21 protein-coding genes are annotated in these 25,097 nt (G+C 60.4%); 7 read left to right on the plus strand and 14 right to left on the minus strand.

Annotated features, from left to right (window positions below; genetic code table 11):
* Positions 1–5: 5 nt before the first annotated feature.
* From CFBP6623_RS23750 to CFBP6623_RS23760, 3 genes are all read right to left on the minus strand, one after another.
* A complete protein-coding gene (locus tag CFBP6623_RS23750; protein WP_080843022.1) occupies positions 6–797 on the minus strand; it encodes a Ku protein in 792 nt (263 codons plus the stop codon).
* Positions 798–892: 95 nt separating this feature from the next.
* Complete coding sequence (locus CFBP6623_RS23755) at positions 893–1,897, minus strand: inorganic phosphate transporter (protein WP_080843023.1); 1,005 nt, start codon at positions 1,895–1,897, stop codon at positions 893–895.
* Entirely contained in the window at positions 1,897–2,541 is a 645-nt protein-coding gene (locus tag CFBP6623_RS23760) for a DUF47 domain-containing protein (RefSeq protein ID WP_080843024.1), read from the minus strand. The genes CFBP6623_RS23755 and CFBP6623_RS23760 overlap by 1 nt, the downstream gene beginning before the upstream one ends.
* Positions 2,542–2,654: 113 nt before the next feature.
* On the opposite strand from CFBP6623_RS23760, the gene CFBP6623_RS23765 reads away from it, so the two are divergent.
* The gene (locus tag CFBP6623_RS23765; RefSeq protein ID WP_080843025.1) at positions 2,655–3,197 is read left to right on the plus strand and encodes an NUDIX hydrolase; all 543 of its coding nucleotides are present in this window, start codon (positions 2,655–2,657) and stop codon (positions 3,195–3,197) included.
* Positions 3,198–3,482: 285 nt separating this feature from the next.
* Here the strand turns inward: CFBP6623_RS23765 and CFBP6623_RS23770 are convergent, their stop codons facing one another.
* Complete coding sequence (locus CFBP6623_RS23770; RefSeq protein ID WP_080843026.1) at positions 3,483–6,644, minus strand: efflux RND transporter permease subunit; 3,162 nt, start codon at positions 6,642–6,644, stop codon at positions 3,483–3,485.
* Position 6,645: 1 nt separating this feature from the next.
* Positions 6,646–7,794: an efflux RND transporter periplasmic adaptor subunit gene (locus CFBP6623_RS23775; RefSeq protein WP_080843027.1), complete on the minus strand. Its 1,149-nt coding sequence runs from the start codon at positions 7,792–7,794 to the stop codon at positions 6,646–6,648.
* A gap of 188 nt (positions 7,795–7,982) precedes the next feature.
* Between CFBP6623_RS23775 and CFBP6623_RS23780 the strand changes: the two genes are divergently transcribed.
* From CFBP6623_RS23780 to CFBP6623_RS23790, 3 genes are all read left to right on the plus strand, one after another.
* On the plus strand, positions 7,983–8,657 hold the full coding sequence (locus tag CFBP6623_RS23780; protein ID WP_080843028.1) for a response regulator transcription factor: 675 nt from the start codon (positions 7,983–7,985) through the stop codon (positions 8,655–8,657).
* Positions 8,654–9,991, plus strand: a complete 1,338-nt coding sequence (locus CFBP6623_RS23785; protein ID WP_080843029.1) for a sensor histidine kinase — start codon at positions 8,654–8,656, stop codon at positions 9,989–9,991. The genes CFBP6623_RS23780 and CFBP6623_RS23785 overlap by 4 nt, the downstream gene beginning before the upstream one ends.
* Positions 9,992–10,095: 104 nt before the next feature.
* Positions 10,096–10,974 carry a DUF3313 domain-containing protein gene (locus CFBP6623_RS23790; protein WP_080843030.1) on the plus strand — a complete coding sequence of 293 codons (879 nt, stop codon included), beginning with the start codon at positions 10,096–10,098 and terminating at the stop codon, positions 10,972–10,974.
* Between the two features lie 2 nt (positions 10,975–10,976).
* On the opposite strand, the gene CFBP6623_RS23795 is transcribed toward CFBP6623_RS23790, so the two are convergent.
* The 7 genes from CFBP6623_RS23795 to CFBP6623_RS23830 form a co-directional block, all read right to left on the minus strand.
* The gene (locus CFBP6623_RS23795) at positions 10,977–11,849 is read right to left on the minus strand and encodes a sugar phosphate isomerase/epimerase family protein (RefSeq protein WP_137002584.1); all 873 of its coding nucleotides are present in this window, start codon (positions 11,847–11,849) and stop codon (positions 10,977–10,979) included.
* On the minus strand, positions 11,849–13,054 hold the full coding sequence (locus CFBP6623_RS23800) for an NAD(P)/FAD-dependent oxidoreductase (protein ID WP_080843032.1): 1,206 nt from the start codon (positions 13,052–13,054) through the stop codon (positions 11,849–11,851). Before CFBP6623_RS23800 ends, CFBP6623_RS23795 begins: the two co-directional genes overlap by 1 nt.
* 57 nt (positions 13,055–13,111) lie before the next feature.
* A complete protein-coding gene (locus CFBP6623_RS23805; protein WP_080843033.1) occupies positions 13,112–14,056 on the minus strand; it encodes a substrate-binding domain-containing protein in 945 nt (314 codons plus the stop codon).
* Between the two features lie 176 nt (positions 14,057–14,232).
* A complete protein-coding gene (locus CFBP6623_RS23815; protein WP_046801168.1) occupies positions 14,233–14,544 on the minus strand; it encodes a MocE family 2Fe-2S type ferredoxin in 312 nt (103 codons plus the stop codon).
* A complete protein-coding gene (locus CFBP6623_RS23820; RefSeq protein WP_046801169.1) occupies positions 14,541–15,575 on the minus strand; it encodes a sterol desaturase family protein in 1,035 nt (344 codons plus the stop codon). The genes CFBP6623_RS23815 and CFBP6623_RS23820 overlap by 4 nt, the downstream gene beginning before the upstream one ends.
* A 172-nt stretch (positions 15,576–15,747) precedes the next feature.
* Positions 15,748–16,749 (minus strand): LacI family DNA-binding transcriptional regulator, encoded by a 1,002-nt coding sequence (locus CFBP6623_RS23825; RefSeq protein ID WP_080843034.1) that lies wholly within the window; start codon positions 16,747–16,749, stop codon positions 15,748–15,750.
* 50 nt (positions 16,750–16,799) lie between these two features.
* Positions 16,800–17,705, minus strand: coding sequence for a hydrogen peroxide-inducible genes activator (locus CFBP6623_RS23830; protein ID WP_080843035.1), 906 nt, complete (start codon positions 17,703–17,705; stop codon positions 16,800–16,802).
* Positions 17,706–17,916: 211 nt separating this feature from the next.
* Here CFBP6623_RS23830 and katG point away from each other — a divergent pair, with 211 nt between their 5' ends.
* The gene (gene katG, locus CFBP6623_RS23835) at positions 17,917–20,088 is read left to right on the plus strand and encodes a catalase/peroxidase HPI (RefSeq protein ID WP_080843036.1); all 2,172 of its coding nucleotides are present in this window, start codon (positions 17,917–17,919) and stop codon (positions 20,086–20,088) included.
* 165 nt (positions 20,089–20,253) lie between these two features.
* On the opposite strand, the gene CFBP6623_RS23840 is transcribed toward katG, so the two are convergent.
* Complete coding sequence (locus CFBP6623_RS23840; RefSeq protein WP_052820419.1) at positions 20,254–20,430, minus strand: hypothetical protein; 177 nt, start codon at positions 20,428–20,430, stop codon at positions 20,254–20,256.
* Positions 20,431–20,647: 217 nt separating this feature from the next.
* Here CFBP6623_RS23840 and CFBP6623_RS23845 point away from each other — a divergent pair, with 217 nt between their 5' ends.
* Positions 20,648–21,541: a helix-turn-helix domain-containing protein gene (locus CFBP6623_RS23845; RefSeq protein WP_208613760.1), complete on the plus strand. Its 894-nt coding sequence runs from the start codon at positions 20,648–20,650 to the stop codon at positions 21,539–21,541.
* A gap of 203 nt (positions 21,542–21,744) precedes the next feature.
* Here the strand turns inward: CFBP6623_RS23845 and CFBP6623_RS23850 are convergent, their stop codons facing one another.
* On the minus strand, positions 21,745–23,865 hold the full coding sequence (locus CFBP6623_RS23850; RefSeq protein WP_080843038.1) for a TonB-dependent siderophore receptor: 2,121 nt from the start codon (positions 23,863–23,865) through the stop codon (positions 21,745–21,747).
* A gap of 221 nt (positions 23,866–24,086) precedes the next feature.
* Between CFBP6623_RS23850 and CFBP6623_RS23855 the strand changes: the two genes are divergently transcribed.
* Positions 24,087–25,097 carry an iron-siderophore ABC transporter substrate-binding protein gene (locus CFBP6623_RS23855; RefSeq protein WP_080843039.1) on the plus strand — a complete coding sequence of 337 codons (1,011 nt, stop codon included), beginning with the start codon at positions 24,087–24,089 and terminating at the stop codon, positions 25,095–25,097.

Raw genomic sequence — 25,097 nt, forward strand, 5'->3', positions numbered from 1 at the left:
GATCTTCAGCTTCGTTTTTCGGCGGCGAGGCTTTTTTTAAGTGCGTCCATGATGTTGATAACATTGCCGCCGGTGCTGGCTTTTGTGCCGGTTTTCTTTTTGGAAGACGGTGTCTCGTCGCCTTTGGTCTTCAAAAGCGCCTTGATCTTTTTCTGGATCGGGTCCTGCACCAAAGTTGGCTTCCAGCCGGTCATCTGTTTGCCGATGCGCTTTTCCATGGCCTGCAGCAGCGGCTTTTCAATTTTCATTTTCGGGTCAAGCGCGTCGATGCTCTCGCGCACCTCTTCGCCATAATGCAGCGTCCACAGGATGATGCCCTTGCCTGAAGGCTCCAGCAGAACGGCCCGTTCACGGCGGTAGAGCACCAGCCGCGCAATGCCGTACACGCCGTTGGCCGTCATGGCTTCGCGAATGACGCTGAAGGCCTCGGTGCCGATCTTGTCTTCAGGGCGCAGGAAGTGCGGGCGGTCATACCAGATCCAGTCGATCGAGCCCTTCGGTACGAAAGTCCTGATATCGATCGTGCGGGTGCTTTCCAGCGCCACGGCATCGATCTCTTCGTCTTCCAGCAGCACATACTCGTCCTCGGCGCGGGGAAACCCCTTCACCTGGTTTTTTGCTGCTACAGGCCGATGAGTGATGCTGTCGACATAGCGGCTCTCGACACGGTTGCCGGTTTTGCGATTGAGGATGTGGAAGGAATATTTGTTACCCTCGGTCGTCGCTGGTGTCAGCGAGACGGAGGCCGTCACCAGCGACAGCTTCAGATAACCCTTCCAGAAAACCTGCCGTGCCATTGTCCGCGATCCGTTTCGCCGTTGATCTCCCGGATCAAACTTCCGCGGGGCGGTATTTGTTCCGGGAGAATGGCAAGAGGGCAGGGGGGAGCCTGTCAGCCGAGCAGCGAGGTCAGCCCGTAGACGGTGGCGGAAATCAGTGCGGCGGCCGGCATGGTCACGATCCATGCGATGACGATGTTGCCGGCAAGCCCCCAGCGTACCGCCGAAACCCGGCGGGCAGCCCCCACGCCAACGATGGCGCCGGTAATCGTGTGGGTGGTGGAGACCGGAATTCCGAGCCATGTCGCGCCGAACAATGTCAGCGCGCCGCCGGTTTCGGCGCAGAAACCCTGCATCGGGTTCAGCCGGGTGATCTTCGAGCCCATGGTGTGCACGATGCGCCAGCCGCCGAACAATGTGCCGAGCGCCATGGCCGACTGGCAGGAAATGACCACCCAGAACGGCACGTAGAAACTTTCGCCCAAATGCCCCTGGCTGAACAGCAGCACGGCAATGATGCCCATGGTCTTCTGCGCGTCGTTGCCGCCATGGCCGAGCGAATAAAGCGAGGCGGAGATGAACTGCATGACGCGGAAGGTGCGATCCACCGCAAAGGGTGTCTGCCGCACGAACAGCCAGGAAACGGCGAGCACCAGCAGCAGCGCCAGGAAAAAGCCGATGGCCGGCGACATGAAGATGGCCCCGACAGTTTTCAAGAGGCCCGACCAGACGATGGAATTAAAGCCCACTTTCGCAAATCCGGCACCGACGAGACCGCCGATCAGCGCGTGTGACGAACTGGAGGGAATGCCGAAAATCCAGGTGACGATGTTCCAGACGATCGCGCCGATGAGGGCGGCAAAGATAACCTGCGGCGAAACGATGGCCGGATCGATGATGCCGGTGCCGAGCGTTTCCGCCACATGCAGCCCGAAAAACAGGAAGGCGATGAAATTGAAGAACGCCGCCCAGGCAACCGCATATTGCGGGCGCAATACGCGGGTGGAAACGATGGTGGCGATGGAATTTGCAGCGTCATGGAGACCGTTCAGGAAATCGAAGAACAGCGCGATGGCGATAAGGCCGACAAGCAGCGGCAGGGCAAGTGCGACATCCATCAGACGTTCTCGATAACGATGCCGCTGATCTCGTTGGCCACATCCTCGAAGCGGTCGACGACCTTTTCGAGTTCGCCGTAGATCTCGCTGCCGATCAAATAGGCCATGGCGTTACCGGCCGCACCGTGGCGGCGGAAAAGGTCTTTCAGGCCCTGATCATGAAGCTCATCGGAGCGGCCTTCGACGCGGGTGACTTCTTCGGCAATCGCCGACAAGCGCTGCGCATTGGTGCCGACCTTTTCCAGAAGCGGAATGGCTTCGGCGATCAGGCTTGCCGCACGCACGATCTCGTGTCCCATCTCCTTCATCAGCGGGTCGAATTCGCCCTGTTCGAAGAGGCGGATGGTCTTCACCGTCTTGTGCATCATGTCGATGGCGTCATCCATGGACTGGATGAGGTCCTTGATGTCGCCGCGATCAAAGGGGGTGATGAAGCTGCGCCGCACCGCAAGCAGCACATCGCGGGTAATGTCATCCGCCTGATCTTCGAGGGCAACGATAAGGTCGCAATTCTTCTCGACGTCGATGCCGCTCAACAGTTGATCAAGCGCACCTGCCGCCTTGACGACTGTTTCGGAATGTTTGCTGAACAGGTCGAAGAAACGATCCTCGCGCGGCATCAGCTTGCGGAAAATGCTCATCATGCGAATTGGCCCTCAATGGCGCTATTTATGTTGTAGGGGGTAATTGTCATAAAACTGTCATAAATGCAGGCAGGGCATTGATGCAACCCGGAAAATCGGCACTATCAACGCAAATGAAATCTTCCAAGAAAAGCCGGAAAACCCGTCCGGTGCGCCCCCTGACACTGCTTCAGCAACTTGCTACCATTCCCGAAAAGCTCTTCACCGGCGCTTTCCGGCAGCAATATGCCGCCTTGTGTTTTCGCCACGGCGATAACGGAAATGATGTTGAAATCCTTCTCGTCACATCGCGCACCAGCCAGCGCTGGATCATTCCGCGCGGATGGCCGATGAAACGCAAGAAGCCGCATGAGGCGGCGGCCATCGAGGCGTGGGAGGAGGCGGGCGTGCGCGGCCGGGTGAGAAAGGCAGCCATTGGCCGCTACACCTATCTGAAGATGCTCGACAATGGCGATGTCGTCCCGTGCATGGTCGATGTGTTTCAGATCGAGGTGACGGGTGCGGAAACGAGTTTCAAGGAACGCGGCGAACGCCTGGTTGAATGGGTCCGTCCGGATGAGGCAGCGAGGCGCGTTCGGGAAATCGAACTGAAATCATTGCTGGTTGATTTCAAACCCAAGGGCAAAAGGAAAGACGGGGCGGGTGAGAGACCCTGACAGGTCGCCGTGTTCTCCGTGAACAGAGCCTGGACCCTGTGCCGTAATGTCTTTGCAACATGGCATACTCAATTTTGCCGGATGAATTTCATCAGGTGCATTATGCGTTTATGTCGTGCCGCCATGCGGCTTCTTGGCCGCTACATCCATCCCATCATCGTGTTTGCCGTGCTTCTGGCAGGGCCGGCCACCATACTTCTGCTCCGGTAAGAACTGTCGCCCCATTGACGGGAAAAGCATTGCTGCCTCTCCCGTCAATGACCGTCTTTAGAAAACCAAGGGGTTTCAGCCGGGCTGCGCCTCGCGGGTCTGGGCGGAGTGATCGGCCGTGCCCGCTTTTCCAGCCTCATCCGGTGCTTTTGGCAAAAGGTGGGCGAAACGCCTCGTGATACTGTCGATATAGGACAGGATGGTTGGCACGACGATCAGGGTGAGGAGGGTGGAGCTGATGAGGCCGCCGACCACCGCATGCGCCATCGGCGCGCGCTGCGCACCGCCACCGCCGATGGCGAGCCCAAGCGGAATCATGCCGAAGATCATTGCAAGCGTTGTCATGATGATCGGCCGGAATCGGATGACACCGGCGTTCGCCAGCGCTTCGTTGAGGGAAAGCCCGCGTTTTCTCTCCCTGTTGGCGAAATCGACCAGCAGGATGCCATTCTTGGTGACGAGGCCCATCAGCATGATGAAGCCGATCAAAGAAAACATGTTGATCGTGCTGCCGGCCACCATCAGCCCCAGAAGGACGCCGGCCAGCGAGAGCGGCAAAGAGGCCATGATGGCGAGCGGTTGCAGGAAGCTGCCGAATTGCGAGGCAAGCACGATGTAGATGAAAATAACCGCCATGATGAGCGCCTTGACCATGTGGCCAATCGTCTCCTGCATGGTCTCGGCCTCGCCGCCGAAGCGGATGCGGTAACCATCCGGCAGATCGCGGGCAGCGGTCAGGCTCTGCAGGGCATTGGTCACATCGCCTAGCGTGCGGCCGGCAATGTTGGCCGAAACCAGCACCTCGCGGCGATTGTCGATGCGGCGGATTTCAGCCGGTGCCGGCGCGGTGCCGATCTCGGCCACCTGATCGAGACGTACCATCACGGGCGTGCCATTCGATGCCGTGCGGCCGGTCGCGATCATCAATTCGCCGAGGGTTGCGGCATCGGAGCGCCGTTCGCCGGGAAGGCGCACGACGATGTCATAGCTGTTGCCGCCCGTATCCGTCCATTTCGACACATCTTCGCCACCGATGAGCGGAGAGAGGGCAGTGGCCAGATCTGCGCGGGAAATGCCGAGATCGCTCGCCGCCTCGCGTTTCAGACGGACGGAAAGGACCGAGGTCACGTTGCGGGCGCTGGAATTCACATCCACAAGGCCGGGGATCGTTTTCATATCCTCCACCAGACCTGCGGCTATTTTTTCAAGGACGGCGCGGTCGTCACCGAGGATGCTGAGCTGCACCGGGCTTTCACCGCCGCCAAGGCCGTTCTGAAGGATCGCGACCTCTATGCCTGGTACGGCTGACAGGCGCTTGCGGATCGGTTCAGCCAGCATCGCGGGTGTCTGCGTTCGCGCTTCCAGCGGCACCAGCCCCACCAGCACGGCGGCGCGCTGCTTGCCCGCCGCACCACCGGTGTTGATGGTGGAATAGAGCGTCTCGACTTCGGGGAACTCCCTCAGTGCCTTCTCGACCTGTCGGACCTTCGCCGTTGTGTAATCCAGCGAGGAACCGGCTGGCGCCGTAACGGTAATCTGGAAGCGGCCTTCATCGGTGTTCGGCACGAATTCCGTGCCGACCAGCGGCACCATGAACAGGCTGCCGATGAAGATGCCGATGGTGGTGAGCAGCGTGATGAGCCGGTGGCGCAATGTCCAGCCGATCACATGCCGATATTGTTCGGCCAGCCATTCGAAACCATGATCGAAGCGCGTAATCAACCGTCCGATTGGCCCGCGTCTGGCATCGGGCTGCGCATCCGGGTCGTACCAGACGCTCGAAAGCATCGGATCAAGCGTGAAGGCGACGAAGAGCGAGATCAGCACCGCAGCCGACACCGTGACGCCGAATTCATAGAAGAACCGACCGATGATGCCGTCCATGAAGGCAACCGGCAGGAAAACCGCCACGATGGTTGCGGTTGTCGCAATCACTGCAAGGCCGATTTCGTTGGTGCCGTCGAGCGCCGCGCGGATATGGGATTTGCCCATATGCAGATGACGGGTGATGTTCTCGCGCACGACGATAGCGTCATCCACCAGAATGCCGATGGAGAGTGTCAGTGCCAAAAGGCTGAGCGTATTGAGGGTGAAACCAAGAAAATCGATGACGGCAAGCGTACCGATGATGGCGATTGGCAGTGTCAGGCCGGTGATGACCGTGCTGCGCCAGGAATTCAAAAACAGGAAAACGATGGCGATGGCGAGCGCTGCCCCTTCGATCAGTGTCGTCTGCACCTGACCGACGGATTCCCGAATGGGCGTGGAGGTGTCGGTGACGATCCGCAATTGGACATTCTGTGTGGCCAGCTCGGTATTGAGTTGCTGGAGACGGTTCCTCACATCCGTCACGACCTGAACCGTGTTGGCGTCCTGAACCTTGACGATATCTATCGCCAGTGCCGTCTGGCCGTTATAGAGGGCGCGGCTTTCGGCATCGACCGCTCCTTCGGAAACCGTGGCGACGTCGCGGAGCAGGATCGCCGCGCCACCGCGTCTTGTCACCACCATGTCCAGCAGCGCCTGCGGCTCCTCGACGCGACCCCGAACCTGGATCGTGCGTTCGGACACGGGATCGACGATGCTGCCGGCCGGGCTGTTGCCGTTGCCGGTGCGCAGCGCGTTCACCACCTCGTTGATGCCGACCCCGAGCGCCCGCATGCGTGTTTCGTCTATAGCAACGTCGATCTGTCGTTTGCGGCCACCCACCAGCGTCGCCTGTCCGACACCTGCCACGGTGGTCAGCTGGCGCACCACCTTGCGGTCGGCAAGGGTGGTGAGCGCCGGCACATCGAGCGACGTCGAACTGATTGCCAGGGACAGGATAGGTTCGGCGGCGGGATCGAAACGGGAGACGACCGGCTTCTTGGCGTCTTCCGGCAAGTTCGCCTCGATGGCGGCGACCTTGTCGCGCACATCCTGCGCGGCGGCGGCTCCCTGTACCTCGAGCTTGAATTTCACGACGACCACGGAGCGCCCCTCATAAGAGGTCGAGGTGATCTCATCCAGACCGCCAATGGCGTTCAGCGCATCCTCGACCGGGCGTGTCACTTCGGTCTCCACGGTCTCCGGCGTCGCGCCTGGATAGGTGGTGACCACCACCACGACGGGCACGTCGACATTGGGATATTGATCCAGCCCCAACCGTTGCAGCGAAAAAATGCCCATGACCAGCAATGTGACCATCATCATGGTGGCAAAGACGGGATGGGAGACGGATATACGGGTCAAAAACATTTCAGCCTGCCTTATCGATGGTCACTGCCATGTCCGGCTGCAATTCCGGAAGCGGTGCAGTCAGGATCGTTTCACCATCCTTCAGGCCCGTGGCGATCTCGATCAGGCTGCCGCCGTGCCAGCGTGATCCCAGCGCCACCGTCTGGCGGCGCAAATGGCCGTCCGTCACCTTAAGCACGTGGTAGCCGGTTTCATCCTTGCGAAGTGCGATGGCGGGAACCACGAGCGCATCGTTTTTTTCACGCACGAGGATTGATCCGCTGGCAAACATTCCGCCCCACAGCCGGCCGTCACCATTGACGAGACGCAGATAGACGGTGACGAAACGTGTGCCATCCTCGGCAACCGGGCTGATACGCTCGACGGTGCTTTTGACGGTCTGGCCAACGAGGCCGTCAATCTCCAGTTCCGCTGTCTGGCCAACGGTCACACGGGGAATATCGCGGGTGGCGACGAGAACCTTCGCTTCCAGAACGCTGGTATCGACCAGTGTGAGAAGCTCGCCATCGGCGCTGACGCGCGCGCCTGCTTCGGCCAGCCGGCGGGTGACGGTACCACTGAAAGGCGCGCGGATTTCCGCGTTGCTAAGGGCGAGGCGGGCGATATCCATCTGTGCCGAAAGGCTTTGAACCCTCGCTGTTTTCACCACGACATCGCTTTTCGCCTTGTCCAGCTGTTCCGCCGACGTGATGTTTTTGGTGGCAAGCTGTTCGGTTCTCGTCAGTGCCAGCATCGCCAGTGTCAGTTCGGCCTCGGCCGCGTCCCTGTCGCTTTGCCGTTGCAGCAGCGCCGCTTGCAGATCATCGGTTTCAAAGCGCACCAGCACATCACCGGCCCGCACCGCCTGTCCGTCCCGGATGTTCACCTCCAGAATTTTCCCGGCCTCGCGGGCGCGGATCACGATTCGGCTGACCGGCTGAAGTTCGCCGCTGATGCTGAGCTTCTCCACCATCTGGCGCGTGCCGATCTTCGCCGTTTCCGCAGCCGTCAGTTCGAAGGGAATGCCGGCCGGGCTCAGGAGGCTGGCCTCGACAATTCCCTTGACGCGTTCATTCGCATCGACGCTGCCGCGCGCCGGGTCGAGTGCAGTAACGACGAGAGCGCAGCCCGCAAGCGCGATCCCGGCCTTGATGCTTCTCTTCACCCACATAATACAATCCTTCCACACAAAGCTCTTCCGGTAACGGCTCACCGAGCTGTCACGTCGCCCGTTATTCAGGCGGATGGTGTCTGGATAGGGGGCCATAATTGCAGCAGCATTACCCTGCCGCATCGTCTTCGCCGCAATACTGCCGCAACCTTTCTGGCAGACAACGGCTGGCAAAGGGACGGTGACATATGAGACTTCTGTTGATCGAAGATGAAAAAGAAATGGCGGATGCGCTGTCGGCGACGCTCGGCAAGCAGGGCATCATCATCGACCATACGATGCGGTTAGGTGACGCGATGGAGTTGACGCGCCAGCATGTTTACGACACCATCCTGCTTGACCGCCGGCTGCCGGATGGTGAAGGGCTTGCGCTCATCCCGAAACTGCGTCGCGCCGGCGTCGATACGCCGATCATCCTGCTTACCGCGATGAACGAACCGGAGGACCGCATCGCGGGACTGGATGGCGGCGCGGACGATTATCTGGGCAAGCCGTTTCTCATCGGCGAGCTTCTGGCGCGGGTGCGCGCGGTTTTGAGACGGCCGGCAAGCCTTGCACCGGCCCAGATAGCCGCCGGTCGGATCGTGATCGATCCGCTGCATCTCAGCGTCACCATCAATTCGCTTCCCCTCGATCTTCCAAGACGCGAGCTTCTGGTTCTCGTCGCGCTCGCCAAACGCAAAGGCAAGTCGGTGCTGCGCTCGACGCTCGAGGCGGCCGTCTACAATTACGAGGAGGAAATCCAGTCCAATGCGCTCGACGCGCATATATCGCGACTGCGCAAACGCCTGCTCGACGCCTCTGCCGGTGTGAGCGTGCATAATATTCGCGGCATCGGTTATCTGCTCAAGGAGGATGCATGAAGGCGCAGGGTAAATCCAATCCGTCCCTTTGGTGGCAATTGAGCTGGCAGCTCAGCATCGTCGTCTCCGCCATGATCGCCGTCGTCATCATCGGGCTTTGTGTTTACGGGGTGATGCGGGTCTCTCCCAATATCGGGCTTTGGGAGGATCTGTCTGCGACACTCGACGAGTCGCTTTCGCTCGATCCGCAGAAGGGGCTCGTCATCACCGAGGGGCCGGCGCTGAAGGCCCTCAAGGCGGAGAATGAAGAACTCTGGTTCGTTGCCTCGACGCTGGATGGTCAATCCGTGACCTATGGCGCTGTGCCAGCGGTCTATGCCGAGCTATCGCGTTACGCCCATCTGATGATGGACGCTGATATTCGCGGCGGCGCCGGCATATCCGAGGTCGCGTTGTCTGAAAGTCTCGATACGGCATCTGGGCCGCTGAGGGTCATGTTCGGCGGAACCTCCCATATCAGCGCGTCGTTTCTGACGCTTCTTCTCGGCACTTATCCGATCTATGTTCCGCTGCTGGCGGTTATCCTGCCTGCGGTGTTCTTGTCCGTGCCGCGCATCGTGCGCCAGGCGCTCGCCGGTCTCAGTTCCGTCGCCCGGAAAGCCCCGGAGATCGACCCGCGCCGGGCGGGCTCGAAGCTGCCCGTCGAGGATGTGCCGCGGGAAGTCGTGCCGCTTATCGTGTCTTTCAACAGCATCCTCGAACGGCTCGAGCAGCAGTTCCGGGCGCGGCAACGGTTTCTCATCGATGCGGCGCATGAACTCAGAACACCGATCGCCATCATGCAGACCCGGATTGAGGGTCTGCCGGAAGGGCCGGAACGGCAGCGCCTTATGGAGGATGTCGCGCGGCTTGGTGAAACCGCGGAACAGCTTCTGGCCGTCGAGCGAAATGATCAGGTACATGACCGATGGGAGACGGTCGATCTCGTCGAAATCGCCCGTACGGTCGTTGCCGATCTGGCGCCGCTGGCGCTGTCGGCGGGTTACGATATTTCCTTTGACACGCAGATCGCGCACTACGAGATGCAGGGCAACCCGTTCGCTTTGCCACGCGCCGTCAGCAATATCGTGCGCAACGCCATCGACCATGGAGCAAACAGAGGGATGATCCATGTCTCGGTTCTCGCAAACGGCGAAATTGCGATTTCCGATGAAGGGCAGGGCATAGCCGAAGACCAGCAGGAGCGGATATTCGAGCCATTTTATCGCGTGACGCCACGAAGCACGGGAGCAGGTCTGGGTCTCAGTCTCGTCAAGCAGATCGTCGCTGACCACAATGGACGTGTCCTTTTGGAAAGCTCCGCCTTCGGAAGCACATTCCGGCTCTGCTTCTGATCGCGATTTTTGCAACGCCCCCGGACTGTGATTGTAATGCTGCCGCAATTTTAGCTGTCGTAGCGTGTGGGGCACAGGAAATCTTTCCAACCGGAGCACATGCAATGAAACACCAGCGGAATCCGTTCGTCACGGCCAGCGGCGGCAAAGTTGCGCGCAGCCGCAGCGCCACCTTCGCCACCTTGCCTCTTGCCATCATCATGTCCGGCTGTGCCTCCGTTCCGCTGCAGGAGGGCGGTACGCTGACATCCTATGCGCAGCTCAGCCCCGCCAAGGGCAAGTTCACCAAGACCAGAACCTTCGTGGATGCCAAGGGCTTGGCAGCGGTTAAAACCGTCGCCATCGTGCCTACCACGTTTTCCTTCACCGCCTCGTCGCGGGTCACATCGGAAAAAGACCGCGCGCTTGTGTCCAATGCGCTCGATCGCGCCATCTGCGTGGCGCTCAGTGACAAATACCGGATCGCCGCTCTTGGCCAGCCGGCGGATATGACGGTGCGCACCGTCATCACCGATCTGGTGCCGACCGACAAGACCATGGCGGGGGTTTCAACCGCCGTATCGCTCGGCAGCAACTTTGTCCTGCCGGTCGGCGTGCCGCGATTGCCGGTGGGCCTCGGCGGCCTGGCGGTCGAGTCGGAGGCGGTGGACAGTACCGGTGTCCAGCGCGCCGCCGCCGTCTGGTCGAAGGGTGCCAATTCCTTCACCGACAGTGCCCGTGTTTCGGAAATCGGCGATGCCTATGGGCTTGCCTCTGACTTCGCCAATTATTTCGCCCGCATCCTCGTCAAAGGCAAGACCTCCGAAGGACTGGATATTTCGATCCCGTCGGGCCACCGCATGCGCTCGGCCCTCGGCGGCAAGCCGAAATATGCCGAATGCGATGCCTATGGCCGGTCACGGGGTTTGCAGGGCATGGTGGCCGATCAATTCGGCGCACCGCCCGAATGGACGGATAAGCAGGCAAAGGCCGCTTCGCGATAGAATCAGCAGGGCTTGTGCGCACCCGTCTTTGCCGTGTTGGCGGGACGGGCGGCCTGCGCCCATAATGCCTGCGCCATCGTCTTGAGCAGCAACGATTCCGCCCATCTGTCGGTGGAATCGTTGCCGTCCCGGTCGGTAATCGCATAGGGGCGGGGGCCGAGTTCGCAGGTGAAGATCAGCTCGGCATTATCAGGCGCGCGCGATCGCCAGTGCCGGAAACCATAGTCCCACCAGTCCAGAAAAAGATCGACCCATGGCCGGTGATGGGCAAAGGAAATCTCGATCTGGATTTGCTCGCAGGAGCCGATGCGTCCGTGAAAGGCCTGCGCATTATGAAGGATGCGCTGAATCTGTCTCTGGCTCTCGTCTTCCTCCGTAAAGGCGAATTCGCGGGCAACGAGATAATGGGACAGATCGGCCAGAAGCGGCAGATCGGGTCGTTGTTCGAGCAGGTCCAGCGTGAATGGGAGATCGCTGGTGATGCGATTGCGGTGGGTCTCGATGAAGACGGGAACGCCCGCCTCTTCGGCAAGCCGCATCCAGCCGTCGAGAAGCGGCAGGCAATCTTCTACTCGGCGCGGGCGGATGTCGGCCTGCAGATCGATATGGCTGACCGGAAACTCCTTCGCCAGTTCCAGCGTGTGGCGCAGGTCGTCGACATGACGCGGAAAACAGACACCTTCGATCCGAAGGCCTGTGCCGCTGATAGCCTCATGGAGACGCAGCACGTCGGCACGGTTGGTGTAATGCGCGCTGATGCCGTCGAAGCCGGTTTCGGCAATCCGGGCGATGTTTTCCTCAAGGGTCGGCTCATGGCCGTCGCGGCGCAAGCGTTCCATGGCCCAGAGCGATTGAAAGACGAGCAGCTTCTGCATCAGGCTGCCCGCGCGCTTTTCAGCAATGTCTTGAGGTTCACACCGGGGTCGGCAAGGCTCTCCGGATCGGGGTTGATGCCGGCGGCGATCAGCATCTCGGCCAGTTTTATGTCCCTGGCGACAGTGTTGCCGACACCCAGCCCGGCTGCTGCGACAAGCTGGCCGTCCTCAAGGAAGAATTCCAGTTCGCCATTGCCGAGCGGACGAATGACGCTTTGGTGTCCCGGTTGCGGCAGGCCCGCGACCTGAAGGCCGAGATCATATTGATCCGACCAGAACCACGGGAGGGCGGCAAAGGCTTCGTTCGCGCCAAGACTATTGCGCGCAGCAATTTCCGCCTGATGGCGGGCATTGCGCCAGCTTTCGAACCGGATATGTCCGCCAATGGCCTGCGAGACGGCCGCGCAATCGCCTGCCGCAAAGATATGGGGATCGCTGGTGCACAGAAACGCATCGGTCAGAATGCCGTTGCCGGTTGCAAGCCCCGCCGCTTCGGCCAGGGCGATATTGGGCACGACACCGATGGCGGAGACGACAATATCGGCCGGCACGCGCCCACCGTCGGTCAGCAGGACTGCTTCCGGTGTAATGTCCGCCACTCCCTGACCCAGATGGAAATGCACCCCTTCATCGCGATGGCGCGCATGTATCTTTTCGGCAAAACGCGGCGGAACCGCCCGGCCAAGCGGTCGTGCTGCCGCTTCGATAACGCTGACCATAAGCCCCTTGCCGCGCAGCACCGCCGCAAGCTCCATTCCGATCAGTCCCCCGCCTATGATCGCGATCCTTGCGCCGCTATCGGCGCGGGAAAAAATCGCTTCCGCATCCGCATGGGTGCGGAAATTGAGCGCCTGTGCGGCACCGGGGCAGGTGAGTGTTCGCGGCTGCGCCCCGGTTGCGAGCAGCAGCCTGTCATAGCCAAGCACCTGCCCGTCATCTAGTCTCACGGTTCGGCCTTTCGCATCGATCCGGGTCGCCGATACGCCCTGACGATAGGAGATGCGGGCGGCTTCCAGCGCGCCGTCCGCGCAGATGGGTTTCATCCGCACGGCACCTTCGAGCGGCTTGGAAAGCGGCGGCCGTTCATAGGGCGGATGCGGCTCGGTGCCGACCAGCGTGATGTTGCCTGCAAAGCCCGTTTCGCGCAGCGTAAAGGCGGCGCGCGTGCCCGCCTCGCCGGCGCCGATGATGACGATTGCGTCCATGGTATCTCCGTCAGAAGGGGCCGGCGCGCTTTTCATGGCGCACCGGCTGGGGGAGGGTCAGTTGCGGCTGGCGTAGTCGGTCATGTTTTTCCGCGTCACCAGTTCGAAAGGAACCATGACCTGCTTGTCGACCGGCGTGCCGCGCATCAGGGCGACGGCGGCGTCGAGCGCGCTCGTCGATTGCCCCTTGGCGTTCTGGAACACCGTGGCGTCAAGATCGCCGGCGGCCATGGAAGCAAGCCCGTCCGGGGTGGCGTCGATGCCGATGACGATGACATCATCCATCGAAACGCTCGCCGCCTTCAGCGCCTGCACCGCGCCGATCGCCATTTCGTCATTATTGGCGAAGACGACGTCGATGGGCCGGCCGGCGGTGATCCAGTTCGTCGTCATGTCCATGGCGTTTGTCCGTGTCCAGGCCGCCGACTGTTCGTCGGCGATGGTGACGGTCTTGCAGTCGCCGGATGCAAGTGCCTGCTTGAAGGACGAAGTACGGTCACGCGATGCCTGATGGGCAAGATCGCCCATCAATATGTAAGCCTGCGCATCCGCTGCCTTTCCCTTCTCCTTGAGCAGCGAACAGGCCGCTTCGCCCGCCAGCCGCCCGGCATCGGTTTCCCTTGAGCCGACATAGGCCTGTTTTTCGGGAAGCTTGGCGACATTGTCCGGCTCGAGATTGAGGTAGACGAGCGGAATGCCTGCCTTTGCGGCGGCATCGCTGATGCCGGGTGCGGCAGAGGTGTCCGCAAGCGTGACGATGATCGCATCGACGCCTGCGGCGATGAAATTATTGACCTGGTTGAGCTGCTTGGAAATATCGGCCTGCGCGTCCTCGACCTGGATCTTTACGCCGTCGACTTCCGATGCCCGGGCGCCAAGCCCTTCGCGCAGCAAAGTCTGGAAATTATTGTCGAAGCTCTGCATCGAAGCGCCGATCGTTTCGGCCGATGCGGTGCCCGCCAGCAGGACCGCCAGCGCGGCCATGGTACAGATGGATTTCATGTCGTCCTCCCTTGGGGCGCCGGGCCGCCCGGGTGCATTCCGGAGGCCCTTTCGGGCCTGCTCGAAAGCTCGGCTTAGAGCGTTTTCGCTTTTCTTCGAATCGCGAAACCGCTCTAACTCTTTGTTTTGTCGCATTTCCGGACGGAAAACCGGGTTCCACTTTTCCTCGAAATGCTCTAGCCGATGGTGACGCGCACTTCGCCGTCCACCACTTCGGCCGGATAGGTTTTGAGATTCTCGCAGGCGGGAAGCCGCAGCGCTTCGCCGGTGCGGTAATCGAAAGCGCCGGAATGCTTGGGACATTCCACCTCGAAATCCATCACCAGCCCTTCGGCAAGATGGATCGCCTCGTGGGTGCAGAGTCCCGCGGTGCAATAAACGCTGTCATCCGGGGCGCGATAGATCGCATAGGTGCGCCCGGCGTGGTCGAAGCGGATTGCGCCTTCCTGTTCGATGTCGTCAAGTCTGCAGGCTGAAACCCAGCTCATTCGGCTGCCTCCCCGATTGTGTTGCGCGCCTTGCGGGCCGCGAGTTTTTCTTTGCGTTTGCGATAGCGTTCCTGCATGCGGGCTTCCCCCTCGGCCGAGCCGTCGTGCCAGGTGCCGAACCACCGATCGAGCGGGATGAGGGCATCGCCGTAATTCACCTCGAAATATTTGTGGTGGAGGTAATGCGCATAGGCATGGCTATCGACCAGCCCGTCCTCGCCGATCTCGACCTTGTCGAAGCCGACATGGCCGGGGATCGCGCCGAAACCCGCATAGTGCAGCTGGTAGAGCATGAGGACCGGGTTGGACGGCAGGATCAGGTGATAAAAGGCCGTGCCGAAATACAGGAGATGCTCGACCGGATGCATGGAGAGCGACGACCATGGCGACGGGTTCACTGAATTATGGTGGACGGAATGCACCCATTTGTAGAGCAGCGGAATATGGATGAGCCGGTGAACGCAGAAGAAGTGAAATTCGTGGATGATCGGCACGACAAGCGCCACGGCGGCGAGCGTCCACGGATTTTCGGCAAAGCTGAGCCAGGGCGCATAACCATTGGCATAGGCCCACAGCATTGCCACTTCGATGGCGGTCCAGATGGTCACGCCGGAAAGGAAGGTGCGCAGGATGTTGTCGAGGTTCTGGCTTTCGAACCAGAAGGCCTTGCTCTTTTGTTCGGCCGGAAACTTGCCGTTATATTTGAAACGGTTTTCCTGCCGCTTCAGAATATAGAGATGCAGTTCGAAGCCGCCGTAAAAGAGGAAGACGCAGACCGCATTGACCGCATAGAGCCAGGCGATCCAGCCGAAGCCGAGGCTCGCCATGGTTTCCACGGGTGGGATGACCCATGCCCAATAGGCGATGGCAGAAAGCGCGAAGATCGCATTCCAGGGCAGGAAATAATGCGGCAGCCATTTTAACAGTGCCATGAGGCGGGGCGGAAAGGCGAATAGCGGCGCCGTTTCCACCGGCTGGTTCGGCGCCCAGTCGCCGCGCTTGTTGCGCGTTCCATATTTCAGATCGTCCATAGCGCTCTCCTTCGGACGATCGCTCCCGATACGCCCGCGCAAGTTCTCACGATGAAGGGGACGTTTGCACGCCGTGGTCGCCCGTCGCTCCTCACGATCTGCGACCTTCCTCCCTGACGCAAAATTAGCAGTGAGGGCGGTGAAAGCCGAAACCTTCCTTGATCAAATCAGATCAAAGGCTCTGCGCGGTGATGGTGACGAAGCGAATGGGCGCGCTGTCAGGTTCGATATCGGTAAGGCCGATCCTTTTCAGGACAAGGTCCAGCGCCCGGCGGGCCTGCGCCTCGGGCGCCTGATCGAGCACGATGTCCATGATGCCGTCGTTCAGCGCCTTGCGGGTATAATCGGTCAATTCATGGCCGACGAAGAAGATGTCTCCTCCGCGCGGGTGACGGCGAAGAACGTCGATCAGCGCGGCATTGGCGCCGCCAACATTATAAAGGCCGGCCATGTCGGGGTAGAGATCGAGCGCCATGCGCAGAGCCTCGGCGCTGTAATATTCGTCATCGCGGGTAAAACCCAGCCATTCGAAATGATGTTTCCCGGGATGATCGCGGAAATAGTCGGAAAAGCCGCTGATACGGTCGCGATGAACCTGATAGATCGGATGGCAGAGCGCTATGACCGGGCCGTCCCGGTGCGCCATGCGGGTGATGAAATGTGCCGCCGTCCGTCCCGCCGCACCATTGTCGATGCCGATGAACTCACCCTTTTCGGCCGAGGCGCGCGTGACGACATGGACGACGGGAATGCCGCGGGCGACCACTGCTTCGACCGCAGCCCTGACCGCCGGGCTGCTTGGAACAGCGAGGATCAGGCCGGCGCGCGCTTCGCCGGCGGCGATAATGCGGCTTGCCAGTTCTTCCGGCTTCATTTCTTCAGCAAAGCTGCGGTGAACGACGACAAGAGGGTCGAGCGTTGCGGCAATTCTTTCGAAGGCCTTGGAAAGCCTCCGATAAAAGGTGGTTTCGGGGCGTACCATCAGCACTTCTATGCGAAGCAATCCGCGGTGGGTTTCCGGCAGGGTGCGGGGATAGTCCAATTCCCGCGCGGCGATGACGACCTTTTCCACGAGTTCGGCGCGAACACCGCCACGCCCGTTCAGCACCCGCTCGACCGTTGCTGTCCCGACACCCGCAAGGCGGGCGATATCGCGATAATTCGGTCTGCTCACATTCGGGTTCCCTGCTGGTGGTGCGGACGTCGGATTCTGCTGCAGATGGATCAGGCGATGCCAAGTTTCTGGAGACCGCATTCGCGGACAATCTCGGCAATATGGCTGAACTGCCCGGACAGCGGATTGCTCTTGCGCCACACCATGCCGATGGTGCGCGACGGGCGCGGTTCCGCCAGCCGGAACACCGAGACGGTGGATTGCCGCGTCTCCATATCGACCGCCATCTGCGGAATGAGCGTGACGCCGATGCCAGCGCCAACCATCTGTACGAGGGTGGAAAGCGAACTGCCTTCCATAAGCACGCGCGGTGGCGCATTGGTCGTGCTGCAGAAGGAAAGCGCCTGATTGCGGAAGCAATGGCCTTCCTCCAGCAGCAGCAGGCGCATTTCACCCAGCTTGTCGGCGCTCGGCACCGGCATGCCAGCGTCCTCCATGGGCCGCACGAGAATGAATTCCTCCGAAAACAGCGGAACCTCTTCGAGGGCGGGTTCCGATACGGGCAGCGCGACGATCGCCATATCCAGCCGCGCTTCCAGCAGGTCTTCGATCAGTTTTTGCGTCACCGCCTCGCGCGGCCGCGCCTCCAGCCCCGGATAATGCCGGGTGAGTGTTTTGATGACCTGTGGTAAAAGATAAGGCGCGACAGTGGGGATGACGCCGATGCGCAGGCGGCCGCTGAGAGGGCCTTGGCCCGCACGCGCCAGATCCTGCAACTCATCCACCGACCGCAGGATCGAACGGGTGCGCTCGGCGAATTCCTCGCCAAGCGTCGTCAGCCTGATCTGGCGGCTGCCGCGTTCGACGAGCGGCGCGCCGATCAGTTCCTCCAGCTCGCGGATTTGCAGCGAGAGCGCCGGTTGGGAAATGGCGCAGGCTTCCGCCGCCCGTCCGAAATGGCCGATCTTGGCCAGCGCGTCGAAATAACGGAGATGTTTCATGGAGAGCGCAATCATAAGCTCAGCATATCGCAGCCTTTAGAATATACAATTGGAAATTATGGAACCCGGCTGTTAGTCATCTTCATGACAGAAAGAAGCTGTAGCTGTGAAAGGTCACCAGCGTCGCTGCACGGTCTTCCCATGACCTGCCGCCGCCTCTGGCTCGGAATGCTGCACATGTCGAACTGATTATTTTGTTTAATTGCTAAACCCATCGGAGGGCGAAATGGACGCAACTTCAAAACCAGCTGGCAAGTGTCCTGTCATGCATGGAGGCAATACGGCCTCCGGTAAATCGGTGACCGAATGGTGGCCGAATGCGCTGAACCTCGACATCCTGCATCAGCACGACACCAAGACCAATCCGCTCGGCACCTCCTTCAATTATCGCGAAGCCCTGAAGACGCTCGACGTCGAGGCCCTCAAGGCCGATCTGCGTGCGCTGATGACGGACAGCCAGGAATGGTGGCCGGCGGACTGGGGCAGCTATGTCGGCATGATGGCACGTGTTACCTGGCATGCGGCCGGTTCCTACCGCGTGACGGACGGTCGCGGTGGCGCCAACACCGGCAACCAGCGTTTTGCCCCGCTCAATTCCTGGCCGGACAATGTCAACACCGACAAGGGTCGCCGCCTGCTGTGGCCGATCAAGAAGAAATACGGCAACAAGATTTCCTGGGCTGACCTCATCGCGCTCGCCGGCACCATCGCCTACGACGTTGCAGGTCTGAAGACCTTCGGTTTTGCCTTCGGTCGTGAAGATATCTGGGCTCCGGAAAAGGACACCTATTGGGGTGACGAGAAGGAATGGCTGGCGCCGAGCGATGGTCGCTACGGCGATGTGAGCAAGCCAGAGACGCTGGAAAACCCGCTTGCCGCCGTGCAGATGGGCCTCATCTACGTCAACCCGGAAGGCGTCAACGGCAAGTCCGATCCGCTGGCGACGGCGGCGCAGATGCGCGAAACCTTTGCCCGCATGGGTATGGATGATGAGGAAACCGTGGCACTGACCGCCGGCGGCCACACCATCGGCAAATCGCACGGCAATGGCAGCGCCGCCAATCTCAGCCCCGATCCGGAAGCCGCAGGCCCGGAATATCAGGGCCTTGGCTGGATCAACACCAAGGGCCGCGGTATTGGCCGTGACACCGTGGTGTCGGGCATCGAAGGCGCCTGGACGAGCGAGCCGACCAAGTGGGACAACGGCTTCTTCGACATGCTGTTCAAGCATGAGTGGACCTTGACGCACAGCCCCGCCGGTGCTTCGCAATGGGCGCCGATCACCATCGCCGAGGATGACAAGCCTGTCGACGTCGAGGATGCCTCGATCCGCACCATCCCGATGATGACCGATGCCGACATGGCCCTTAAGGTCGATCCGATCTACCGCGAGATTTCGCTGAAGTTCAAGGACGACCAGGACCACTTCTCCGACGTCTTCGCCCGCGCCTGGTTCAAGCTGACGCATCGCGACATGGGGCCTAAGTCCCGTTACATCGGTCCGGATGTTCCGGCTGAAGACCTGATCTGGCAGGATCCGATCCCAGCAGGCTCCACCACCTACGACGTCGCTGCCATCAAGGCCAAGATCGCTGCTGCCGGCCTGCCGGTCGCCGATCTGGTTGCGACCGCATGGGACAGCGCCCGCACCTTCCGCGGTTCGGACAAGCGCGGCGGCGCCAATGGCGCGCGCATTCGCCTCGCACCGCAGAAGGACTGGGAAGGCAACGAGCCCGCCCGTCTTTCCCGCGTGCTTTCGGTTCTCGAGCCGATCGCCCGTGAAACCGGGGTGAGCATCGCGGATGTGATCGTTCTCGCCGGCAATTACGGTGTGGAACAGGCAGCGAGAGCGGCTGGCTTCGATATTGCCGTGCCTTTCGCGGCCGGCCGTGGCGATGCTTCCGCCGAGCAGACGGATGCCGACAGCTTTGCCCCGCTTGAGCCGCTGGCGGATGGTTTCCGCAACTGGATCAAGAAGGACTATGTCGTCAGCCCTGAAGAACTGTTGCTCGACCGGGCGCAGCTTCTCGGCCTCACAGCGCCGGAACTGACCGTCCTCATCGGTGGCCTGCGCGTCATAGGTGCCAATTATGGCGGCGCGGCGCATGGCGTTTTCACGGACAAGCCCGGCGCGCTGACGACGGACTTCTTCACGACGCTGACGGATATGGCCTATTCCTGGGTTCCGACCGGCAACAATCTCTACGAGATTCGTGACCGCAAGACCGGCGCAGCCAGATTTACGGCGACCCGTGTCGACCTCGTGGTTGGCTCCAACTCCATCCTGCGCGCCTATGCGGAAGTGTATGCGCAGGACGATAGCAGGGAAAAATTCGTCCGTGACTTCATTGCCGCCTGGACGAAGGTGATGAACGCCGACCGTTTCGACCTCGTCTGAGCGGAAAGGCGAGTACCCGATAAGGCAAAACCTCCCCGAGCGATCGGGGAGGTTTTTTTGATCTTGTCAAAGCCATCCAGGTGCTGCGTTACCCTCGGGCGTTAACCCGTGATGACGCATGAAAGGGGATGCGTAACTTGCGGCTGTCGGGATCAAAAGAAACTGTCAGCGGCGGTCGGATGATGAAACCGACCGGTCAGCGGCCGGTTTTTCGGCTTTCCCCGACGGCGCCTTGCCGCCTTTTTCATTTTCATGCGCATCCGGCCCGGCAACGATGACACCGTGGCCCTGTTCTTCGCGCTTCTTGTCGGCGAAATCGCCCGCTTCCTTCTTGCGATCCATGTTCATCTCCCGTGTTGAGGTCCTGTCATGGATTTAACGGGCGGTGCGGGCGGAGGTTCCAGAACTGCCGCGCAAGCGAATGTTTCTCTTTATAACGATCTTTGCTATTAACATGAATTGATAAGTCATGTTATTGGCGTAGGGGCGCGATGTCTGTTGCGGCATTCGCCGCTTCCCGCGTCCCCAACCTCGGCTCGACAACCGGACGGTAACCGCTTTGAGTTTCTGGCATTCCATGACCTGGCACACGGAAGGGATCAGCGTCACTGCGCCGGTCAAATGGCGCCAGTTCGACGGGCTCGTCAGCGCTTTCTGGGAGGCCGAAAGCCAGATGGGGGCGAAGGGTTATTATCTGGCCGCCGATCCCCGCATCATGATTTTCTTCAACGATGTCTCGTCGCGGATCCGGATTTCCAACCGCGATGGCGAGTTTTCGCAGCATTCGCGGCCGATGACGCGGGCGGTCTATGTGCCGGCCGGCGTGCCGATGTGGACGAGCAGCAATGCCACGCATCGCTTTTCCCATCTCAACCTGCATATCCACAAAGACCGGCTTTTGCGCTTCCTGTCGCCAGCGGTCGGCGGTTCTGCGGCCATGACGGCGCTACGCCGTCCGGTCGAGATACAGGATATCGGTGCGGTGGAAACGCTGGCAGGCTTGCTTGTCGATGAGCTGGCCGAGCCTTCGAAACATCCGCTTTATGCCGAAAGCCTGATTGGCGGGATCGTCGCTGGATTGCTGGATATTCCCGGTCCAACCCCGGAACAGGCCAATGGCAGGCTGACGCAGGCGCAGATGAACAGGCTGCTCGCCCGGGTCGAAAAACGCGGTGACGACCGCATGACAGTTGCCGAAATGGCAGATATTGTCGGGCTTTCCGAAAGCTGGTTCGCCACCGTGTTTCGCCAGACCACGGGCAAGACACCGCTGCAATGGCAGCTGGAGCGGCGTATCAATGCCGCCCAGAAACTTCTGCTGGAAGGTGATCTGACCGTTGCCGATATCGCCGCGCAGCTTGGTTTTTCCGATCAGGCCCATCTGACCAAGGCCTTCCGCCACTTGGTGGGCAATACGCCGGCCGCCTGGCGGCGCATGCACAGGCTGCTTTGATAACGGGTCGGTCTGGTCCCGTCCACGTTCACCGGTGGCGCAATTCCACAGACGTTGCTCTACGTCATCCTCGGGCTTGTCCCGAGGATCTGCTACCTTCTGACTTGATGCGATGTGGTTAGATCCTCGGGACAAGCCCGAGGATGACGTTTAGAATTAGGAAATATACCTAATACTCTGAAAAATATTGCTAATCGCGACGTTCACCACGTCTTGCGCAGGGTGACGGAAAACGCCCGGCCGGGATTGTAGAAGTCAGCGCCGAAACCACCATAAGCGACGTGTTTTTCGTTGAAGAGGTTGGAAACATTCACATCCAGAGAGGCGGTTTCCTGGATCTTGTAGCTGAATGCCGCATCCACGGTGACACTGCTGCCGGTTGAGACCTTGTTGGCATTGTCGAAATAATAGGCGCCGGTGTAGCGGCCACCGAGACCAAAGGTCATGTCGCCGAAGTGGTCGTTGCCCTCAAGCGTATAGTTGACCCACAGCGAGGCCTGATGTTCCGGCACGAATTGCGGCCGGTTGCCGACATTGCCGCCCGTGCCGTTTTCGGTGATTTCCGCGTCGAGATAGGAATAGGCGGCCGTCAGGCTGAGATTGTCGGTGACTTCCGCCTTGGCTTCCAGATCGAGACCGCGCACGCGCACTTCACCGATCGTGGTCGGCAGGCTGGTGATCGGGCTGGTGACGGTGATGTTGTTTTTCTTCAGGTCGTAGATCGAGGCGGTGAACAGGGCGGGGAAAGCCTCCGGCCGGTATTTGATACCAAGCTCGATCTGCTCGCCGCGTTCCGGTTCAACGCTGAGGCCCGATGCCGGCACCACCGATTCGGCGTAGCTGATATAGGGCGCGATTTCATTGGTGACCTTGTAGGACACGCCGATGCGCTTGGTCAGTTCGCTAATGTCGCCGCTCGCCGTCGTACCGTTCAGCCGGTTGGTCTGGTCGGTGTCGATCCAGTCGTTGCGCAGGCCGGCGCTGACGATCAGCCTGTCGAAGAAGGTCAGGTCCTGCTGCAGGTAGATTGCCTTGGTTTTCTGGTCCGTCAGCGAGTTGGAGAAGAGCGGCACGGAGGCGGGGGCACCGGTATAGACCGGGTTCATCCAGTTGATGCTTGGGGCCGAGCCGAAGTAGTTTTTGCTGCCGGAGGTGTAGTCGTTGTAGAAGACGCCGACGAGGCTGCGGCTTTCGACATTTTCAAACCGCGTATCGTATTGCAGGCGCGTGTCGATCAGGAAGTTTTCGGTCTCGGTCTCGTTGCCGAAATAGGACCGGTTGGCGATCGTCGAACCGTTGGTCGGCGTCGACGAGATATAGGCGTAACCGAAATCGTTATTGGTCTTGCTGTAGCGCGCATTGGAACTCAGCGTCAGGCCGGAGCCGAAGTCGTGGTCGAACATCACGCTCAGCGAGTTGCGGTTGGTGCCGCGATAGTTGTAGTCCGGCTCACCGAAGAAGCGGCTGCGGTCGAAATGCGAACCGACCGGATGGCCGCCGCCGCCGGGAACGCCATCCTTGTTGAGGTGGTCGTAAACCACGGTCAGGCTGGTGACATCGGTCGGACGCCAGGTCAGGCCGCCCATGAAAAATTTCTCATCATCGCGCGAATAGTCATATTCCGCATCGGCATTTCTGAGCTTGCCGGTCAGACGGTAGGACAATGTGTCGTCGCTGGTGATGTTGTCGCCGAAATCGAAGCCAGTCTCGGCGCGACTATAGGAACCGCCGGTGACATAGGCTTCGCCGAAACGGGCGCGTTTCGGCACCTTGGTGGAGTAGTTGACAGAACCGCCGGGATCCGAGACGCCAAACGTGGTGGAGTTGCCGCCTTTCAGCACTTCCACGCGCTCATAGGCATAGGTCTCTTCGCGTGGCGCACCGAAGGGGCGGCCGAGCGTCAGGCCGTCCCGATAGGTATAGGCATCGAAGCCGCGAATCTTGAAATAGTCGAAACGATCGTCGGAGCCGTAGAAATCCGTGGTCACGCCGGCGGTATATTGCAGCGCTTCTTCCACGGTCTGCACACCGCGCTGCTGCATTTCCCTGGCGGTGATGACGGAAACAGAGGCAGGCGTGTCGAGAATATCGGTCGCCATCTTGCTGCCGCTCGTTGTGCGGGTGGCGACGATGGACTTCTGGTCATTGTCGCCGCTGTCGATGGTGATCCGTTCCAGAACCGTGCTGCCGCCCGTCGTGGCAGCTTCCTGCGCCAGCGATCGGCCGGGCAGGGCGACGACAAGCGCCGTGCAGGCAAGCAGGGCCGCTTGCCCGTAACGATGCGGCGCGGTTTTGCGGTTTCTGCCTTCGATTTCGATATTCATTGGTGCGTTCCAGAAGTTGATGTCCCTATCGCCGCTTACACGGCCCACTCTCGAAGCGCCAATAACTTGAGAAAGTTTGTCCGGTATTGTAACTTTTTGCGGTTTTGTACAAAACCCCGGAAATTTCACCGCTGTTCGGGCCGCATATCTTCCTTAGGCTTGACGGGGGCATGTGAAGCTGAGAGTTCAAGTCCACTTTTGAACCTTTGAGAGCTTCGCCCATGCTTCGCCTGTTTAGCGGTCTCGTGCCGGCCGTTTTGCTTTTCCTGTCGATAATCGTGCCGACTGCTGCCGCGGCGGACGAGACGACGAGCTATCCCATCGTCATCAAACATGCCTTCGGCACCACGACGATTGCCGGCAAACCGAAGCGCGTCGCCACCGTCGCCTGGGCAAACCATGAGGTACCGCTTGCTCTCGGCGTCGTGCCTGTCGGTTTCGCCGCCGCCAACTTTGGCGATGATGACGGCGATGGCCTGCTGCCCTGGGTGGCAAAGCGGCTTGCCGAACTCAGGGCGGATAAACCGGTTTTGTTTGACGAGGGCGACGGCATCGATTTCGAGGCGGTGGCGGCAACGCAGCCGGATGTCATTCTCGCGGCCTATTCCGGTCTCAGCCAGTCCGACTACGATACGCTGAGCCAGATTGCGCCCGTGGTCGCCTATCCCGTCTCTCCATGGGCGACGGACTGGCGGGACATGATCCGGCTGAACAGCGCCGGCCTTGGCATGGTTGCGGAAGGTGAAGCGCTGATCAAACGCATCGAGACGGAGATTGCCGAGGTGGTCGCCGGCCATCCGCAGCTGAAGGGCAAGTCGGCGATGTTCGTCACCCATCTCGATGCCACCAATCTCAGCGTCGTCAATTTTTACACCGCCAATGACAGCCGGGTGAAGTTTTTCGCCGATCTCGGGCTCGCCTCGCCAAAAAGCGTCGTGGAAGCAACGAAACCGGGACAGTTCGCCGCCGGCGTCAGCGCCGAGCGTGTCGATGCCTTCGACGATGTCGATATTGTCGTGACCTATGGCAGCAAGCCGCTGCTGAATGCCATGCGCGCCGATCCGCTTTTGGCCCGTATGCCGGCCGTTTCCCATGATGCCATCGTCATGCTGGGGCGCGATCCGCTCGGAACAGCATCCAATCCCACACCGCTGTCGATTTCCTGGGTGCTGAAGGACTATGCCGACCTACTGGCAAAGGCCGCTGAGAAATCCACCGGGAAACCGCAATGA

Origin of the sequence: Agrobacterium tumefaciens (assembly GCF_005221385.1) — a bacterium.
Classification (GTDB): Bacteria; Pseudomonadota; Alphaproteobacteria; order Rhizobiales; family Rhizobiaceae; genus Agrobacterium; species Agrobacterium tomkonis.

What these genes read in the sequence shown, in the direction of transcription:
- CFBP6623_RS23815 (WP_046801168.1), bottom strand. Translation starts at nt 14,544, where the DNA reads ATGAGCTGGGTTTCAGCCTGCAGACTTGACGACATCGAACAGGAAGGC.
- CFBP6623_RS23820 (WP_046801169.1), bottom strand. Translation starts at nt 15,575, where the DNA reads ATGGACGATCTGAAATATGGAACGCGCAACAAGCGCGGCGACTGGGCG.
- CFBP6623_RS23850 (WP_080843038.1), bottom strand. Translation starts at nt 23,865, where the DNA reads ATGAATATCGAAATCGAAGGCAGAAACCGCAAAACCGCGCCGCATCGT.
- CFBP6623_RS23780 (WP_080843028.1), top strand. Translation starts at nt 7,983, where the DNA reads ATGAGACTTCTGTTGATCGAAGATGAAAAAGAAATGGCGGATGCGCTG.
- CFBP6623_RS23790 (WP_080843030.1), top strand. Translation starts at nt 10,096, where the DNA reads ATGAAACACCAGCGGAATCCGTTCGTCACGGCCAGCGGCGGCAAAGTT.
- CFBP6623_RS23840 (WP_052820419.1), bottom strand. Translation starts at nt 20,430, where the DNA reads ATGGATCGCAAGAAGGAAGCGGGCGATTTCGCCGACAAGAAGCGCGAA.
- CFBP6623_RS23805 (WP_080843033.1), bottom strand. Translation starts at nt 14,056, where the DNA reads ATGAAATCCATCTGTACCATGGCCGCGCTGGCGGTCCTGCTGGCGGGC.
- CFBP6623_RS23750 (WP_080843022.1), bottom strand. Translation starts at nt 797, where the DNA reads ATGGCACGGCAGGTTTTCTGGAAGGGTTATCTGAAGCTGTCGCTGGTG.
- CFBP6623_RS23830 (WP_080843035.1), bottom strand. Translation starts at nt 17,705, where the DNA reads ATGATTGCGCTCTCCATGAAACATCTCCGTTATTTCGACGCGCTGGCC.
- CFBP6623_RS23760 (WP_080843024.1), bottom strand. Translation starts at nt 2,541, where the DNA reads ATGATGAGCATTTTCCGCAAGCTGATGCCGCGCGAGGATCGTTTCTTC.
- CFBP6623_RS23855 (WP_080843039.1), top strand. Translation starts at nt 24,087, where the DNA reads ATGCTTCGCCTGTTTAGCGGTCTCGTGCCGGCCGTTTTGCTTTTCCTG.
- CFBP6623_RS23755 (WP_080843023.1), bottom strand. Translation starts at nt 1,897, where the DNA reads ATGGATGTCGCACTTGCCCTGCCGCTGCTTGTCGGCCTTATCGCCATC.
- CFBP6623_RS23765 (WP_080843025.1), top strand. Translation starts at nt 2,655, where the DNA reads ATGAAATCTTCCAAGAAAAGCCGGAAAACCCGTCCGGTGCGCCCCCTG.
- CFBP6623_RS23775 (WP_080843027.1), bottom strand. Translation starts at nt 7,794, where the DNA reads ATGTGGGTGAAGAGAAGCATCAAGGCCGGGATCGCGCTTGCGGGCTGC.
- CFBP6623_RS23795 (WP_137002584.1), bottom strand. Translation starts at nt 11,849, where the DNA reads ATGCAGAAGCTGCTCGTCTTTCAATCGCTCTGGGCCATGGAACGCTTG.
- CFBP6623_RS23800 (WP_080843032.1), bottom strand. Translation starts at nt 13,054, where the DNA reads ATGGACGCAATCGTCATCATCGGCGCCGGCGAGGCGGGCACGCGCGCC.
- CFBP6623_RS23785 (WP_080843029.1), top strand. Translation starts at nt 8,654, where the DNA reads ATGAAGGCGCAGGGTAAATCCAATCCGTCCCTTTGGTGGCAATTGAGC.
- CFBP6623_RS23770 (WP_080843026.1), bottom strand. Translation starts at nt 6,644, where the DNA reads ATGTTTTTGACCCGTATATCCGTCTCCCATCCCGTCTTTGCCACCATG.
- katG (WP_080843036.1), top strand. Translation starts at nt 17,917, where the DNA reads ATGGACGCAACTTCAAAACCAGCTGGCAAGTGTCCTGTCATGCATGGA.